The organism is Streptomyces sp. LUP30, from assembly GCF_001746365.1.
In the GTDB taxonomy this organism is placed as follows: Bacteria; Actinomycetota; Actinomycetes; order Streptomycetales; family Streptomycetaceae; genus Streptomyces.
Map to the genome: position 1 here is coordinate 18,244 of NZ_MJAJ01000057.1, position 14,865 is coordinate 33,108.

The 14,865-nt window shown below is 71.7% G+C and carries 14 protein-coding genes; 6 read left to right on the forward strand and 8 right to left on the reverse strand.

Features of this window, described 5'->3' with window-relative positions; genetic code table 11:
- Nucleotides 1-9: 9 nt before the first annotated feature.
- From fabG to BG482_RS33610, 8 genes are all read right to left on the reverse strand, one after another.
- A complete protein-coding gene (gene fabG, locus BG482_RS33575) occupies nucleotides 10-795 on the reverse strand; it encodes a 3-oxoacyl-ACP reductase FabG (RefSeq protein WP_069772983.1) in 786 nt (261 codons plus the stop codon).
- Nucleotides 796-929: 134 nt separating this feature from the next.
- The gene (locus tag BG482_RS33580) at nucleotides 930-1,199 is read right to left on the reverse strand and encodes an acyl carrier protein (RefSeq protein WP_069772984.1); all 270 of its coding nucleotides are present in this window, start codon (nucleotides 1,197-1,199) and stop codon (nucleotides 930-932) included.
- Between the two features lie 93 nt (nucleotides 1,200-1,292).
- A complete protein-coding gene (locus BG482_RS33585; RefSeq protein WP_069772985.1) occupies nucleotides 1,293-2,519 on the reverse strand; it encodes a ketosynthase chain-length factor in 1,227 nt (408 codons plus the stop codon).
- Nucleotides 2,516-3,796 carry a beta-ketoacyl synthase gene (locus BG482_RS33590; RefSeq protein WP_069772986.1) on the reverse strand — a complete coding sequence of 427 codons (1,281 nt, stop codon included), beginning with the start codon at nucleotides 3,794-3,796 and terminating at the stop codon, nucleotides 2,516-2,518. Before BG482_RS33590 ends, BG482_RS33585 begins: the two co-directional genes overlap by 4 nt.
- The gene (locus BG482_RS33595; RefSeq protein WP_069772987.1) at nucleotides 3,793-4,119 is read right to left on the reverse strand and encodes a TcmI family type II polyketide cyclase; all 327 of its coding nucleotides are present in this window, start codon (nucleotides 4,117-4,119) and stop codon (nucleotides 3,793-3,795) included. The genes BG482_RS33590 and BG482_RS33595 overlap by 4 nt, the downstream gene beginning before the upstream one ends.
- Before the next feature lie 13 nt (nucleotides 4,120-4,132).
- On the reverse strand, nucleotides 4,133-5,620 hold the full coding sequence (locus BG482_RS33600; RefSeq protein ID WP_069772988.1) for an FAD-dependent monooxygenase: 1,488 nt from the start codon (nucleotides 5,618-5,620) through the stop codon (nucleotides 4,133-4,135).
- Between the two features lie 354 nt (nucleotides 5,621-5,974).
- Nucleotides 5,975-6,832: a hypothetical protein gene (locus tag BG482_RS33605; protein ID WP_069772989.1), complete on the reverse strand. Its 858-nt coding sequence runs from the start codon at nucleotides 6,830-6,832 to the stop codon at nucleotides 5,975-5,977.
- 130 nt (nucleotides 6,833-6,962) lie between these two features.
- Complete coding sequence (locus tag BG482_RS33610) at nucleotides 6,963-7,700, reverse strand: TetR/AcrR family transcriptional regulator (protein WP_069772990.1); 738 nt, start codon at nucleotides 7,698-7,700, stop codon at nucleotides 6,963-6,965.
- A 116-nt stretch (nucleotides 7,701-7,816) separates the two neighbouring features.
- Between BG482_RS33610 and BG482_RS33615 the strand changes: the two genes are divergently transcribed.
- The 6 genes from BG482_RS33615 (at nucleotide 7,817) to BG482_RS33640 (ending at nucleotide 14,857) form a co-directional block, all read left to right on the forward strand.
- Nucleotides 7,817-8,416, forward strand: a complete 600-nt coding sequence (locus tag BG482_RS33615; RefSeq protein WP_107450846.1) for an NADPH-dependent FMN reductase — start codon at nucleotides 7,817-7,819, stop codon at nucleotides 8,414-8,416.
- A gap of 30 nt (nucleotides 8,417-8,446) precedes the next feature.
- Entirely contained in the window at nucleotides 8,447-10,033 is a 1,587-nt protein-coding gene (locus BG482_RS33620) for an MDR family MFS transporter (RefSeq protein WP_256096556.1), read from the forward strand.
- A 107-nt stretch (nucleotides 10,034-10,140) separates the two neighbouring features.
- Complete coding sequence (locus BG482_RS33625; protein ID WP_069772991.1) at nucleotides 10,141-11,259, forward strand: NADH:flavin oxidoreductase; 1,119 nt, start codon at nucleotides 10,141-10,143, stop codon at nucleotides 11,257-11,259.
- 159 nt (nucleotides 11,260-11,418) lie between these two features.
- Nucleotides 11,419-12,621: an MFS transporter gene (locus BG482_RS33630; RefSeq protein ID WP_256096557.1), complete on the forward strand. Its 1,203-nt coding sequence runs from the start codon at nucleotides 11,419-11,421 to the stop codon at nucleotides 12,619-12,621.
- 316 nt (nucleotides 12,622-12,937) lie between these two features.
- Nucleotides 12,938-13,282 (forward strand): response regulator transcription factor, encoded by a 345-nt coding sequence (locus BG482_RS33635; protein WP_069772993.1) that lies wholly within the window; start codon nucleotides 12,938-12,940, stop codon nucleotides 13,280-13,282.
- A 138-nt stretch (nucleotides 13,283-13,420) separates the two neighbouring features.
- Nucleotides 13,421-14,857 carry an acyltransferase domain-containing protein gene (locus BG482_RS33640; protein WP_079142459.1) on the forward strand — a complete coding sequence of 479 codons (1,437 nt, stop codon included), beginning with the start codon at nucleotides 13,421-13,423 and terminating at the stop codon, nucleotides 14,855-14,857.
- Nucleotides 14,858-14,865: the final 8 nt, after the last annotated feature.

A 14,865-nucleotide genomic window follows, 5' to 3' on the forward strand; every position in this document is an offset into this window, starting at 1 on the left:
CTCCGTGTCTCAGAAGTTGCCCAGGCCGCCGCAGACGTTCAGCGCCTGGGAGGTGATGGAGGCGGCGGTGTCGGACGCCAGATAGCCGACCAGGCCCGCGACCTCCTCCGGCGTCGAGTAGCGGCCGAGCGGGATCTTCGCCTGGAACTTCTGGAGAATGGCGTCCTCGCTGGTCTCGTACGCGGCGGCGTAGCCCTGGCGCACCCGCTGCGCCATCGGCGTCTCGACATAGCCGGGGCAGACCGCGTTGACGGTGATGCCGGTGGGCGCCAGCTCGTTGCCGAGCGCCTTGGTGAGACCGACGACGCCGTGCTTGGAAGCCGAGTAGGGCGCGCCCAGCACCACGCCCTGCTTGCCCGCGGTGGAGGCGACGTTGATGATCCGGCCGCGGTCCTTGTCGCGCATGCCGCCCGCGGTGAGCACCTCGCGCGTCATCAGGAAGACGCTGTTGAGGTTGGTGTCGATGACGTCGTGCCAGAGTTCGTCGGTGATGTCGGCGGTGACTCCGCCGCCGGAACGGCCCGCGTTGTTGACGAGGACGTCGATGGTGCCGAACCGTTCGACCGCCTGGCGCACGAACCGCTTGACGTCGTCCGCCGAGCGGACGTCGCAGGGGGCGCCGTCCACCTCCAGCCCGTCGTCGAGGAGTTCCTTGACCGTACGGGTCACGCCGTCCTCGGTGCGGGCGCAGAGGAACACCCGGTGGCCCTGCTCGGCCAGCAGCCGGGTCACCGCCAGGCCGATGCCGCTGGTCGCGCCCGTGACGAGGGCGACCTTCGGATTGTGCTGCGTCATGTCTGTCTCCTGGAAAGGGTGGGAGGCGCCAGAGGGCGAAGGGGAGGAGAGCGCGGGCAGGGCGCGCCGCCGGTGCCCGCCGGAGGCATCGACGGTGACCGGTGGGAACCGGCGGCGCGGCAGGGGGGCCGGGGCTAGCCGATCTCGGCGGGCACCAGGAGGGAGTTGACGACCGCGACCAGCTCGCGCGGGGTCCTGGCGTCGGTCAGCGCGTCGTCGTCCAGCGTGATGCCGAACTCGCGCTCGATGCGCCCGCCGGTCTCCAGCATCGCCAGGGACTCGTAGCCCAGCGACTCGAAGTCGGTGTCGGCGATGTCCCCGTCGAGGTCGGCGGATTCGTCCGCGCCGGCGCCGTCACGCAGGATGCGCCGGAGGTCGTCGAGGGTGAACTCGTGGGAGGGCATGGGTGAGTGTCCTTTCGTCGCTGGGGTGGGGAGTGGGGTCACGCCGGTCCTCCGCGAGCCGGGTGACCGCCGCCGCTCGCCGACGGGCGGGCCCTATGCGGCGGCGCGCACCACGACCGCGGAGTTGAAACCGCCGTAGCCGCGGGCGATCACCAGGGCGGAGCGCACCGTGGCGGTCCGTTCCTGGTCGACGACCAGGTCGAGGTCGTACTCGGGGGAGGGGCGGACGCCGACGGACGGCGGGATAACCCCGTCCCGCATGGCGAGGAACGCGGCGGCGAGGTCCAGGGGAGCCGCTCCCGAGTAGAGCCGCCCGGTCATCGTCTTGGGCGCCGTCACCGGCACCGCCCGGGCCCCGAAGACCTCGGTGATCGCCGCCGCCTCGATCCGGTCCAGTTCGGGGATCGCGGCCGCGTCGGCGAACACCACGTCGATGTCACGGGGCGTCATGCCGGCGTCCGCCAGGGCCAGTTCGACGGCCTTGCGCAGACCCGCGGGCCGTCCGCTGCCCGGGCGGGGGTCGAGGGTGGAGCCGTATCCGGCGATCTCGCCGTAGATCTGCTTCGCGCCCCGGGCCCGGGCCTGCTCCAGCTCCTCCAGCACCAGCAGGGCGCCGCCCTCGCCGGCCACGTGGCCGGCCGCCGCCGCGTCGAAGGGCAGGTAGGCCCGTTCCGGGTCGCTGCTCGTGCTCAGCCGGTTGCTCGCCATCTGGGCGACCCAGCCCCAGGGGCAGATCGAGGCGTCGACGGCGCCCGACATCACCAGCCGGGTGCCCTTGCGGATCTGCCGCCGCGCCTGCGCGACCGCGTCGAGCCCGCCCGCCTGGTCGCTGACGACCACGCCGCTCGGGCCGCGCATGCCGTTGCGGATGGAGATCTGGCCGCTGTTGACGGCGTAGAACCAGGCGAACGACTGGTACGCGCTGACGTAGCGGCTGCCCTGGCTCCACAGGGCCTGCAACTCGCGCTGGCCGAACTCGAAGCCGCCCGACGAGCTGGCCGTGATCACGCCCATCTCGAACTCGGGCAGCTCCCCGGGGCGCACCGCGGCGTCCTCGAACGCCCAGTCGGCGGCCACCAGCGCGAGCTGGGTCATCCGGTCGGTCTGCGGCAGCAGGCGGCCCGGCAGATGCTCCGCCGCGGCGAACCCCTCGATCTCACCGGCCAGCCGGCTCGGATACCGGTCGGGGACGAAGCGCGAGATCCGGCCGATGCCGCTGCTGCCCTTGCGGGTGGCCGCCCAGTAGGTCTCGGCGCCCAGGCCGTTGGGGGCGACCACGCCCAGCCCGGTGACGGCGACCCGGACGCCGGTCGCGCTCATACGGTCCTCCGATCGGGACGGGCGAGCACCATCGCGCTCTGGAACCCGCCGAATCCGCTGCCCACGGACAGCACGGCGTCGGTCTTCCAGTCCCGCGCGGTGAGCGGCACGTAGTCGAGATCGCACTCGGGGTCGGGCGTGTGCAGGTTGGCGGTGGGCGGCACGACGCCGTTCTCCATCGCCAGCACGCTCGCCGCGATCTCGATCGAGCCGATGGCGCCCAGGGAGTGCCCGACCATCGACTTGATGGAGCTGACCGGCACGGCGTAGGCGTGCTCGCCGAGACTGCGCTTGAACGCGGCGGTCTCGTGCCGGTCGTTCTGCTTGGTCCCCGACCCGTGCGCGTTGATGTAGTCGACCGCCTGCGGGGCGAGTCGCGCCTCGTCCAGGGCGACCCGGATCGCCTCGGCCATCTCGCGTCCGTCGGGGCGCAGACCCGTCATGTGGAAGGCGTTGCTGCGCGTGGCGTATCCGGCGATCTCCGCGTACACATGGGCGCCGCGGCGCCGTGCGCTGTCCAGGTCCTCCAGGACGAAGACGGCCGAACCCTCGCCCAGCACGAACCCGTTGCGCGTTCCGTCGAACGGGCGGGAGGCGTGCTCCGGGTCGTCGTTGCGCGAGGTGGTCGCCTTGATGGCGTCGAAGCAGGCCACGGTGATGGGCGAGATCGGTGCGTCCGCCGCGCCGGCCACCATGACGTCGGCCGATCCCTCGCGGATCAGCTCGGCGGCGTATCCCACGGCGTCGAGGCCGGAGGTGCAGCCGGTGGAGACCACCGTGGTCGGGCCCTCGGCGCCCACCGCCCAGGCCACCTCGGTGGCGAAGGAACTGGGCACCAGGTAGTTGTAGAGGTGCGGGACCGCGTACTCGTGGTCGACGAGTTCGAGCCGTCCGCTGTCGCTGACGGTCCGGTACTCCTCGTCGAGCCCCATCGTCGCGCCGACCGCGCTGCCGATGGTGACGCCGGTGCGGTGCGGGTCGAGGGAGTCGAACGCGAGTCCGCTGTCCGCCACCGCCTCGCGCGCGGTGACCACCGCGAACTGCGCGGCCCGGTCCATCCGCCTGACCTCCTGGGCGCCCAGCCCCAGCAGTTCGGCGTCGAAGTCGACCTCGGCGGCGACCTGCGAGCGGAACGGCGAGGGGTCGAAGAAGCTGATGCGCCGGGTCGCGGTGCGCCCCTCGGACAGCAGGCTCCAGAAGTTCTTGGCGCCCACGCCGCCGGGCGCGGTGACGCCGAGGCCGGTGATCACGACCCGTCGGCCGTAGGGGCCACTCACAGGGCGGTCCAGTGGTAGAAGCGCTGTGCCATGGCATCGGCGGGGGAGCGCCAGGTGGCGGGGTCGTAGGCGGTGATGAAGGGCTTCAGGTCCTGGCTGATGCCGACGAACCGCGGGTCCTCCTTGGCCGCCTCTATCCGCTCGCCGCCGTCCTCGGAGTCGAAGTCCTGGAGGTGGAAGTACAGCCCCCGGTACGTGAAGAGCTGCCGGCGCCGGGTGCCCATTCTCTGCGGCATCTCCGTGCCGTCGAACTCGGTGAACAGGCGGGCGACGTCCTCGGCCGAATGGGGTTCCATCCGGGCCACGATCAACGTGCTGTGCATGAGATTCTCCTTGTCAGGACTGCTGTGTCCGGGACGGTCCGAACCAGCGCTCGAGTGCCATGGGCAGATCGTGATGGCTGCCGGGCGCGGCCCACGCCACGTGCCCGTCGGGCCGCACCAGCACCGCCGAGGTGTCCGCGAGCGGACCGTCGGCCGCCACGGCGTGCGGCTGCGCGGTCACGATGTCCACCCGGTCCGACCACCCGGCCGCACGGTCGCGCAGGACGGCGGTGTCCGCCAGGTCGAGCAGCACGCCCCGCCCCGCGCGCAGCAGTTCGGTGCTGCTGGTCTTGCGCCGGTCGCCGACCAGCTCCAGGTGCGGCATCCGCAGGCCCAGCAGCGGGTGGCCGCCCCGGCCGACGTCGTAGCGGATCTCCAGGCCGCTCACCATGCCGGCGAGATGGCGGCTGACCTCCTCGTACCGGATCAGTTCCGCCATCACGTCGCGCAGCGGCTGGATCTCGTCGCCGCTGAGGAACAGCAGGCCCTGCGCCCTGGTGTTCGTCATCAGCCGCTCGCCCACCGCGTGCCGTTCACCGTGGTAGGTGTCCAGCAGTTCCTCGGGTGCGGTGCCGCGGACCACGGCCGCCAGCTTCCAGCCCAGGTTCACGGCGTCCTGGATGCCGGTGTTCATGCCCTGACCGCCGGCCGGCAGATGGATGTGCGCGGCGTCCCCGGCGAGCAGCACCCGGCCCCGCCGGTACTCGGTGGCGAGCCGCGTCGCGTCGCCGAACGCGCTGACCCACTCGTGCTCGGCGTGGGAGATGTCGATCCCGGTGATCCGCTGCCAGGCGGCGGCCACCTCGGCGTACGACGGCGGCTCGGTGCGCCGGCGCGGCGGTGTGCCGCGCTCGCAGACGATGATGCGGGTGACGCCGCGGTCGCCGAGCGGTCCGCACATGACCATGCCGCCGGTGTACGTCTCGCCGATCAGCCGCGGCTTCAGGTCCACGCCCTTGATGTCCGCCAGGTACATCTCCATGGTCGCCGCGGTGCCCGGGAAGTCGAAGCCGGAGGCCTTGCGCACCGTGCTGCGGCCGCCGTCGCACCCCACCAGGTAGGACGCCGTCAGCCGGCTCTCCTCGCCGTCGGGACCGCGGACCTCGGCCTCGACGTGGTCGCCGTGGTCGCGCAGGGTGACCAGTTCGTGGCCGCGCCGCAGGTCGGCGCCCAACTCGCGCACCCAGTCCTCGAGCATCGTCTCGGTGTCCGACTGGGGCACGGTCTTGGCCGCCTGGTGAATGCTGTCGAGGACGCCGAAGTCGACCGGCAGGCCGCCGAAGTGGCCGGCGTTGCTGGTGCCCATGTCGCCGAAGCGGTGCAGCAGCCCGCGCTGGTCGAAGACCTCCATCGTCCGGGTCGTGAAGCCCAGCCCGCGGGACTCGCCGGTGCGCTCCCCGAGCCGGTCCAGCACGATGACGTCGACTCCCGCAAGCCGTAGTTCCCCGGCGAGCATGAGTCCGGTGGGACCTGCGCCGGCGACGATGACGGAAGCGTCCATGGATGTGTCCTCCGGGGCGTCGGAATGGTCGGTACGACGAAGCGGCGCACCGGAATGGGACATCGGTGCGCCGCTTGATGCTTTTCTGCAGTGACTGAGGGCAGTGACCGTGGGAGCGGGCCGTGTGAGTGACCGTGTGCGGTGACTGCGTGCCGGGTGAATCGACACAGTGCTGCGGAAGCTAATGAAGAGCTTCTTCGGAATCCCCGCAGTTGTCAACAGCCGTTTTTCCGCTGCGCGACACGTTTGAGTCAGACCTTTGTCAAGCGCGCTTTTCCGGTGCCACGAAAAAAGCTCCACCAGGGTGGTTCACCCTGGTGGAGCCGTTGAGGGCCGCGGTCGGCGCGGCCGGTGTCAGGCGCGGGCGCCGAGTGACGCCCGCACGTCCTGCTCGTGGTAGTAGGTGCGGCCGTTGACGGCGCGGCGGCGCCACCGGGCCTCACTGGCGTGACGGTAGACGCTGCCTGGTGCGGTGCCCCACAGCGTGGCGATGTCCCGGGCGCTCATCCAGCGCACGACCGGCTCGGCGCGCTCCGTGCCGGGCCGGTCGTCGCGGCGCAGCCACTCCTGTCCGGACCAGCGGTGCGCGGGTTCGGTGTCGCAGCCGACCTCGACCGCGGGGTCGGCCCCGCCGCGCCGGACCGCCGCGGTCAGGACGCCGCCGCAGTCCCGCACGACGCAGTCGCCGACCGGGACCCGGCGCCGCGGCGTCGGGTCGATGACGTGGCCGGCCCGGCGTACACACCGCGCCACCTCGTCGGACAGCTCTCCGGCGGCCTCGTGGTCGAGGAGCCAGCCGCAGTGCCGCAGCAGGAAGTCCGCGATCTCGGCCGGGTCGTCCGGCGGGGCGCCGACGCGCCGCTCCTGGACCACCAGCGCACCCCAGGACCGCAGGGTCGAGACGATCGACGAACGGGCCTCGGCTGCCGCCGTGTTGAAGGGCAGACCGGGCGCGCCGCCGCCGCCGGAGGTGCGGTCGCGCGGTCGGTCGGCGCCGGTGAGCAGTTGTCCGCACTCGTCGTGCAGGCGCGGGAGACGCCGCAGGTCGTGGGTGAGACGCAGCCGGCACGTCGGGCAGAGCCGACTGCCGGCGACGGCCAGCTCCCGGGCGCGGCCGTCGGTCTCGCGACGCCGGCACGCGGCGCCGTCGCACTCGATCGGTTCAAACGTCGTTCGGGCGGTCTGCGTTTTTCGCGTGAATCCGTAAGTCATTTCCCCCACCGCTTCGAAGTGAGGCGAACCTATTTCTCGGATTCACGGACGGCCAAGCAAAGGCCCGCTACATGTCATTTATCTGTAGCGGGCCTACGGTTTTCCGCACCGAGCTGTCGTGGCGATGTCCTCAGATCGCCAGGCGTGCCGCGATGCCGTCGAGGACGGAGTCCAGACCGGCCTCGAACTGCCACTGCTGGTCGTCCTTGCGGCGGGCCTCGCCGATGTAGCGCGCGTACATCGGGAAACGGCCGGTGCTCATGAGCCACGCCATCTGCGAGGCCAGTCCCGCGCGGGCCTCCTCCCGGGTGGACCAGCCGCGCACGCGCAGCATCTGCGTCAGTCCGACCTCGGAGTCCACCGCGCCGTGCACATAGGCGGTGAGGGTGCTGTAGACCGCCATGGCGGTGTCCGCGTCGAGCCCGAGGCCGTCGAGCGTGGCCAGGACGGCCTCGGGCACGGCCAGCTGGTTCGGGGTCGGCGCGCACCACGTCGCCCGCGTCACCCACGAGTGCCGCAGCAGGACCTCCCTTATCCGCAGGGCGACGGACCGCATGGTCGCGCGCCAGCCTTCCTTGCCGTCGGGCAGCTCCAGCTCCGCGTAGACGAAGTCGACCATCAGCTCGAGGAGCTCGTCCTTGCCGGTGACGTAGCGGTAGGCGGCCATGGGGGCGACGCCGAGTTCGGTGGCCAGGCGGCGCATGGTGACGGCGTCGAGTCCCTCGGCGTCGGCGACGCCGACGGCGACCTGGGCGATCCGCAGGGGGGTGAGGGTGGTGCGGGGGACGGGCGCCGGTCGTTCGAGGCGCTCCCACACGGAGACGTGATCCTTGCCCTCGCCCCCGGCTTGTCTCTCCTGGGCGGCCATCGCGGTTCCTTCCGACGAACGGTGCTGTGTACATCGTATCAGGAGTGGACACCGTACACTCCGCTGTGTACGTTGTACGAGAACGATACGACGTACACACCATCGAGGAGCCTTCCATGCCCGACGTGACGGAAGACGTCCTGCGAACCGCGGTGATCATCGGCAGCACCCGGGACGGACGGTTCGGCCCGGTCGTCGCCGACTGGATCGCCGGACACATCGCGCAGCGCGAGGACATGGCGGCCGACCTGGTCGACCTCGTCGAGACCCCCCTGCCGACCGTCTTCCCGGCCTTCGGGCAGGCCCCCTCCGACGAGGTCGTGGCCCAGCTGGGCGCGGTGTCGCCGCGGCTGGCCCGGGCCGACGCCTTCGTGATCGTCACGCCCGAGTACAACCACAGCTTCCCCGCGTCGCTGAAGAACGCCGTCGACTGGCACAACGAGCAGTGGCACGCCAAGCCGGTCGGCTTCGTCTCCTACGGCGGCCTCTCGGGCGGCCTGCGCGCCGTGGAACAGCTGCGCGTCGTCCTCGCGGAGCTGCACGCGGTCACGATCCGCAACACCGTCAGCTTCCACAACTACGGCGAGGTCTTCGGCGCCGACGGCAGGCCGACCGACCCCGGGTGCGACGTCGCGGCCAAGGCGATGCTCGACCAGCTCACCTGGTGGGGACAGGCCCTGCGCGACGCCAGGCGGGTCCGCCGGTATGCCGTCTGACCTCCCGCCACTCGTGCCCTGGGGGCAGTGATGAACGACCGCGCGACCGACACCCCCGCGCCCGACCGGCCCGGTCTGCCCCGGCTGGGCGTCTTCGGGCTGATGCTCAGCATCTTTTTGGCGACGCTCGACGGCCAGATCGTCAGCACCGCGCTCCCCACGATCGTGGGCGACCTCGGCGGCCTCGACCACTTCGCGTGGTCGGTGACGGCGTACCTGCTCACCATGGCCGCGTCCACTCCCATCTGGGGCAAACTGGGGGACCTGTACGGCCGCAAGGGCGCGTGCATGAACTCCGTGCTGCTGTTCCTGATCGGGACGGTGCTGTGCGGTCTGGCCCAGAGCATGGGACAGCTCATCGCGTTCCGGGCCCTGCAGGGCCTGGGCGCGGGCGGCCTGATGGTCGGCGCGCTCTCCGTCATCGGCGTGCTGGTGCCCGCGCAGGAGCGCGGCCGCATCCAGTCGATGGTGGGCGTGATGATGCCGGTCGCGTTCGTCGGCGGCCCCCTGCTCGGCGGGTTCATCACCGACTACGTGAGCTGGCGCTGGGCGTTCTACGTCAACGTGCCCGTCGGCCTCGTCGCGCTGCTGGCGATCGCCAAGGGCGTACGGCTGCCCGCCGGCCGCGCCGCGGGACGGATCGACTACCTCGGCACCGCCCTGCTCACCACCGGCATCCTCGCCCTCACCCTGCTGGGCGGCTGGGCCGGCACCACCTATGCCTGGACGTCCTGGCAGATCACCGGGCTCGCCGTGCTCGTCGTGCTGAGTCTGGCCTGGTTCGTCCGGGTGGAACGGCGCACGGCCGAACCGATCACGCCCCCCCGGCTCTTCGCCGGACGGGACTTCACCCTGGCCCAGATCATCAGCTTCCTGGTCGGCGCCATCCTCTTCTCCGTCCTCAACTACCTTCCGCAGTACATGCAGTTCGTCCAGGGCTCCTCGTCCACGGCCAGCGGCCTGCTCATCCTGCCGCTGATGCTCGGCATGCTGACGTCCCAGCTGGCCACCGGGCGGCTGATGGACCGTGGCGGTCTGGACCGCGTCGTGCCGCTCGTCGGCGGCGCCGTCACCCTCGCCGGGGCGCTGCTGCTGCTCCTGCTCGGCACGGACACCCCGCTCGTCGCGGCCTCCGCGCTCACCCTGGTCATCGGGGTGGGCGTCGGGGCCCTGATGCAGAGCACCCTGCTGACCACCATGAACAACGCGGCTCCACGCGACATGGGCGCGGCCACCGGCACGGTCACCCTGGTGCGCACCATCGGCGGCTCGCTCGGGGTCGCGGTGCTCGGAGCCGTGCAGAGCAGCCGCATGAGCGACGTGCTGACCGAACGGCTCGGCGCCGGCGCGGAGGAACGGCTGACCGCGGGGGGCGGACTGACCCCGGCTCTGCTGAAGGACATGCCGGACGCTGTGCGCGAGGTCGTCGCGGACGCCGTCAGCAGCGGACTGCACGGCGTCCTGGCCGGCGCGGCCCTGCTGTCCGCGGTCGCGTTCGGCACGGCGTGGTTCGTCCGCGCGGCTCCGGCCACGCCCCCGGCGGCCGCCGTGCAGCCGACCGCCGGGGTCGGCCCCGGCCCCGGCAAGGACTCGGCCCGGCCCCTGCCGGGGGACTGAGCGCGGCCCGGCCGCCCCGGTTCCCACCACACCCATCCAAGCTGCCGACCGCACGGTCCGAATCCCCCGTCGTCCGTGCGGTCGGCCTTCACCGAAGGCGAACACCGATGCCCACGAATTCCGTCGAACGTGTCAGGGACATCCTGGTCCGTCCGTTCTCCCTGGCAGGTCTCACGCTGCCCAACCGTGTCGTGATGGCTCCGATGACGCGCGAGTTCTCCCCCGGCGGCGTGCCGGGCGAGGACGTGGCGCAGTACTACGCCCGGCGGGCGGCGGCCGGCGTCGGTCTGATCATCACCGAGGGCACCTACGTCGGCCACGACTCGGCGGGCAACAGCGCCCGGGTCCCGCACTTCCACGGCGACGAGGCGCTCGCCGGCTGGTCGGCCGTGGCCGAGGCGGTCCACCGGGCGGGCGGCCGGATCATGCCGCAGCTGTGGCATGTGGGCATGGACCGCACCGTCGGCAATCCGCCGGTCCCCGACGCCCCGCGGATCGGTCCCTCCGGCATCGCCCTCGACGGCACGAAGTCGGGCCGGGAGATGACCCAGGCCGACATCGACAACGTGGTCGCCGCCTACGCCACGGCCGCCGCGTCGGCCGAGGCGCTGGGCTTCGACGGCGTCGAGATCCACGGCGGTCACGGCTACCTGATCGACCAGTTCCTGTGGGCCCACACCAACCGGCGCACCGACGCCTACGGCGGCGACATCGTCGGCCGCACCCGCTTCGCCGCCCAGATCGTGGCCGCATGCCGGGAGAGCGTCTCCGCCGACTTCCCGATCTCCTTCCGCTTCTCCCAGTGGAAGCTGAACCACTACCAGGCGCGGGTCGCCGAGACGCCGCAGGAACTGCAGACCATGCTCGGCCTGCTGACCGACGCGGGAGCCGACGCCTTCCACTGCTCCACCCGGCGCTTCCACCTCCCGGAGTTCGAGGGTTCCGACCTCAACCTGGCGGGCTGGGCGAAGAAGCTCTCCGGCAAGCCCGCCATCAGCGTCGGCTCGGTGGGCCTGAGCAACGAGTTCCTCCAGGTGTTCCAGGGCGAGCAGGCCAAGGTCACGGACATCGGCGAGCTGCTCGACCGCATGGAGCGCGAAGAGTTCGACCTCGTGGCGGTCGGCCGGGCCCTGCTCGGGGACCCCGAGTGGCTGCAGAAGGTCCTCGCCGGACGCGTCGAGGAGCTCACGCCCTTCCACGCGGGACTCGTCGGCAGCCTCCACTGAGCCCGGCGGCCGCCCGCCCCACCGCAGGCCGATGAACCCGTCGCTCCGGACGTCCTCCGGAGCGGCGGGACACGCAGGTGTGTACGTAAGTCCGGTGTCACCCCGGCCGTTCGCGTGCTTGCATGTCCGGAAATTCGGAGGATCCAGGTGAACCCACGCTTGCTCGTTCTGACGTCGGCGACCTTCGCCGTCGGTACCGACGGTTTCCTCATCGCGGGGATCCTGCCCGACATCTCCCGGTCCCTCGACGTCTCGCCGTCCGTCGCCGGGCAGTTGGTGACCTTCTTCGCCCTCGCCTACGCGCTGCTCTCGCCCGTGCTGGCGGCGGCCACCGCGTCCTGGCCGCGACGCCGGCTGCTGGTGACGGCGCTGCTGGTCTTCACCCTGGGCAACATCGTCGTCGCCGTCGCCCCGGTCTACGGCGTCGCCATGGCCGGCCGGCTGGTGGCCGCCGCCGGGGCCGCCGTGGTGACGCCGGCCGCGACCGTCGTGGCGACCGGACTCGTCCCGCCGCAGCAGCGGGGCAGGGCGCTGGCCCTCGTCGTGGCCGGACTGAGCGCGGCGACCGCGCTCGGCGCCCCGCTGGGCACCGCGCTCGGCGGCGCGGGTCACTGGAGGCTCGCCCTGTGGGGAGTGGCGGCCCTCGGCGTCCTCGCGGCCGTCGGCGTCGCGGCCCTGCTCCCACCGACGCCCCCGCCGCCGGCCGTCGGCCTGCGCCGACGGCTCGCGCCCCTGCGCGACATCCGGATCGCCACGGTGCTGTCGACGACCCTGCTCACCCTGACCGGCCTGTACACCGTCTACACGTACATCAGCCTCTCCTTCGACCGGGCGACCGACGGCAGCGGCAACCGCCTGGCTCTCCTGCTCGTGGTCTTCGGGCTCGCGGCCACGGCCGGCAACCTGACCGCCGGGAGCCTGACCGACCGCTTCGGAACCCGCCGCGTGCTCACCGTCGCCCTGCTGGCCTGCGTCGTCGACTTCGCGCTGATGCCCTGGAGCGGGGCCGGCCTGCCGAGCGCGCTGCCCGCCGTCGCGGTCTGGGGCGTGTGCGGCTTCGGCGTGCTCGTCCCGCAGCAGCACCGGCTGATCTCCGTGTCCGGGGCCGCGGCCCCACTGTCGATCGCGCTCAACGCGACCGCCACCTACCTCGGGGTCGGCCTGTCCGGTGTCATCGGTGCGGCCGGCCTCCATCTCGTGGGCGCCCACCGACTCGGTCTGATCAGCGTGGTCTTCCTCGCCCTCGGGCTGTGCAGCGCCGAACTGGCGCACCGGATCATCCGACGCCGGGAGGAGTCCGCGCCGGCGCCGGCCGACGCCGCCGTGCCCCTTCCCGACTCCCCGAGCGGGACCGTGCGTTGACCGGATGCAGACGTCACGACGATTTCTTCATACCGGCATAGAAAATCGTGCCCCAGTGTTGCTACGGTGGTGAGAAGCTCCGGATACGGAACCGGTTTTGAATTCACCGGTCTTCACCGTGATCACCCCGGTCGAGCGGCCATCGAATCCCTGAGATCCGGTCAACGGCCCCGCCCCCGGACGGAGTGGTTCTCCGGCGTTGCCCTGGCGGTCGCCGATCAGTCCCGATCCGGTGATCTGCCGCACGCGCCGCACGAGGTTGCACGCTTTCCGGGGCCCGGCCCGACCGGGCCCCGCTGGTCGGCAAGGGGGACTTTTGTACGCCCTGCTCTCGGAAACCTGGCGTGAACCGGCCGACGACAGAGAGGAGTCCGGACAGGAATGGAGACGCATCAGCTCACTCATAGGTGAAAGCGGCGCGAGCTGGGTCGAGGATCCCCTGCGCCACATCGAGGAACTCACCGACCGGGAATTCGACGTCTTCATCCTGCTGGGCAGAGGCCTGTCCAACCAAGGGATCTCGGCGTCCCTCTACGTCACCGAGCGCACGGTGAAGTCCCACGTCACGCGCATTCTCGCCAAGCTGCAGCTGGACTCGCGGCTGCAGGCCGGCCTGGTGGCCCAGGCCTACACGCACTGGGTCGCGAGCAGCGCCGCCTAGTGCAACCGTCAAGTGTACTTTCGTCCGGTGCGCCGCCCGCCGGTCCGATGGTTGACTCCTGGCGTACGTCTACACGCTCCTCAAGTCTCTTACGCGCAAGAGCTTTCACGGTTCAAGTCGAGTGGAGTGAAAACGGGGATGACGGCAGAGGGATCGGCGATTCTCTTTCCGGGACAGGGTGGATTCGACGGCGCGGCGCTCAATGCCGCCGGTACGAAGTATCAGCAAGTCGGTGAAACATTCGAGGCCGTTGACGCGGTCGCGGTGGAAACGTTCGGGAAATCGGTTTCCGCCGTTCTCTTCGAGGGTGCTCCGCTCACTGCGGACGACCTCGTGCAGCAGCCCGGCTGGGTTTCCCAACTGGCCGTCTACGCCAGTGATGTGGCAGCCTGGCGCATTCTGCAGGAGAACGGCCTGCGGCCGCGGATCCTCGTGGGCCACAGCATGGGAGAAATACCCGCGCTCGTCGCCGCCGGGGTGTTCTGCGTCGAGGACGGCGCGCGCATCGTGGCGGAGCGGCTGCGCGTCCTGGAGGAGGCCGACCTGCCGGCGGGCCGGATGGCGGCCCTGACGCTCGACGGGCAGCGGACCCGCCGGCTGCTCGGCCTCCTCGACGACCCGGCCGTGGTGGTGGCGGCCGAGAACCACGACCGGCAGACGGTGATCAGCGGCCCCGAGCCCGCCGTCGGCGCGGCGCTGCGCGTGGCCCGCGAACTGAACGCCGGGGGCGTCCTGCTGGCCTCGCCGTACGCGTTCCACAACCCGGCCCTGGAACCGGTGCGGGCGCCGTTCGCCGCCCGGATCGGCGGCCTGCCGCGACATGCCCCCCGCACGGACGTGTACTCGCCGATCCTGCGCCGCGTCTACCGGGCCGACGACGACCTGCCGGCACTGCTCGCCGAACACCTCGTCCGGCCGGTCGACTTCCGCGCGACGGTGCGCGCCCTGCACGAGGACGGTGTCACGACGTTCGTCGAGGCGGGCGGGCTGGGCTCCCTCGGCCGGTGCGTCGAACGCGCCCTGCCCGACGCCGACGACCTCACGATCCGGTCCACCTTCACGGTGGACGCGGACGGACGGCTCGGTGTGGAGCGGACCCTCGCGACCCTGTCCGGCGACGCGGAACCCGATCCCTTCGAGCGGTTCTGGGCCGACTACGGCGCACGGCTCGTCGCACGCGTCCAGGCGGCACTCACCGCCTCCGCCGCCACGCTCGCGCACCCCGCGCCGCCGATGGCCGCGCACGATCCCGGCTCCGCGGCGTCCATGGAGCCCGCCGCGCCCCCGCCCGTCCCGGCCGGGGCGCCGGACCGGGCGGAACTCCTGGCCTCGGTGCGCACGCTGTACGCGCAGGCGCTGGAGTACCCCGAGGAGGTCTTCACCGAGGAGGTCCTGCTGGAGGCCGAACTCGGCATCGACTCCGTCAAGCAGGTGGAGCTGCTGACCCGGGTGACCGGCCGCTACGGACTGCCGCCGAGCGACGTCCGTCTCTCCGACCACGACACCGTCGGCAAGGTGGTCGATCTGCTGCACGCCCGCCTGACCGGCGGCGACGTCTCCGTCGCCGCGGCCTGAGCGGCTCA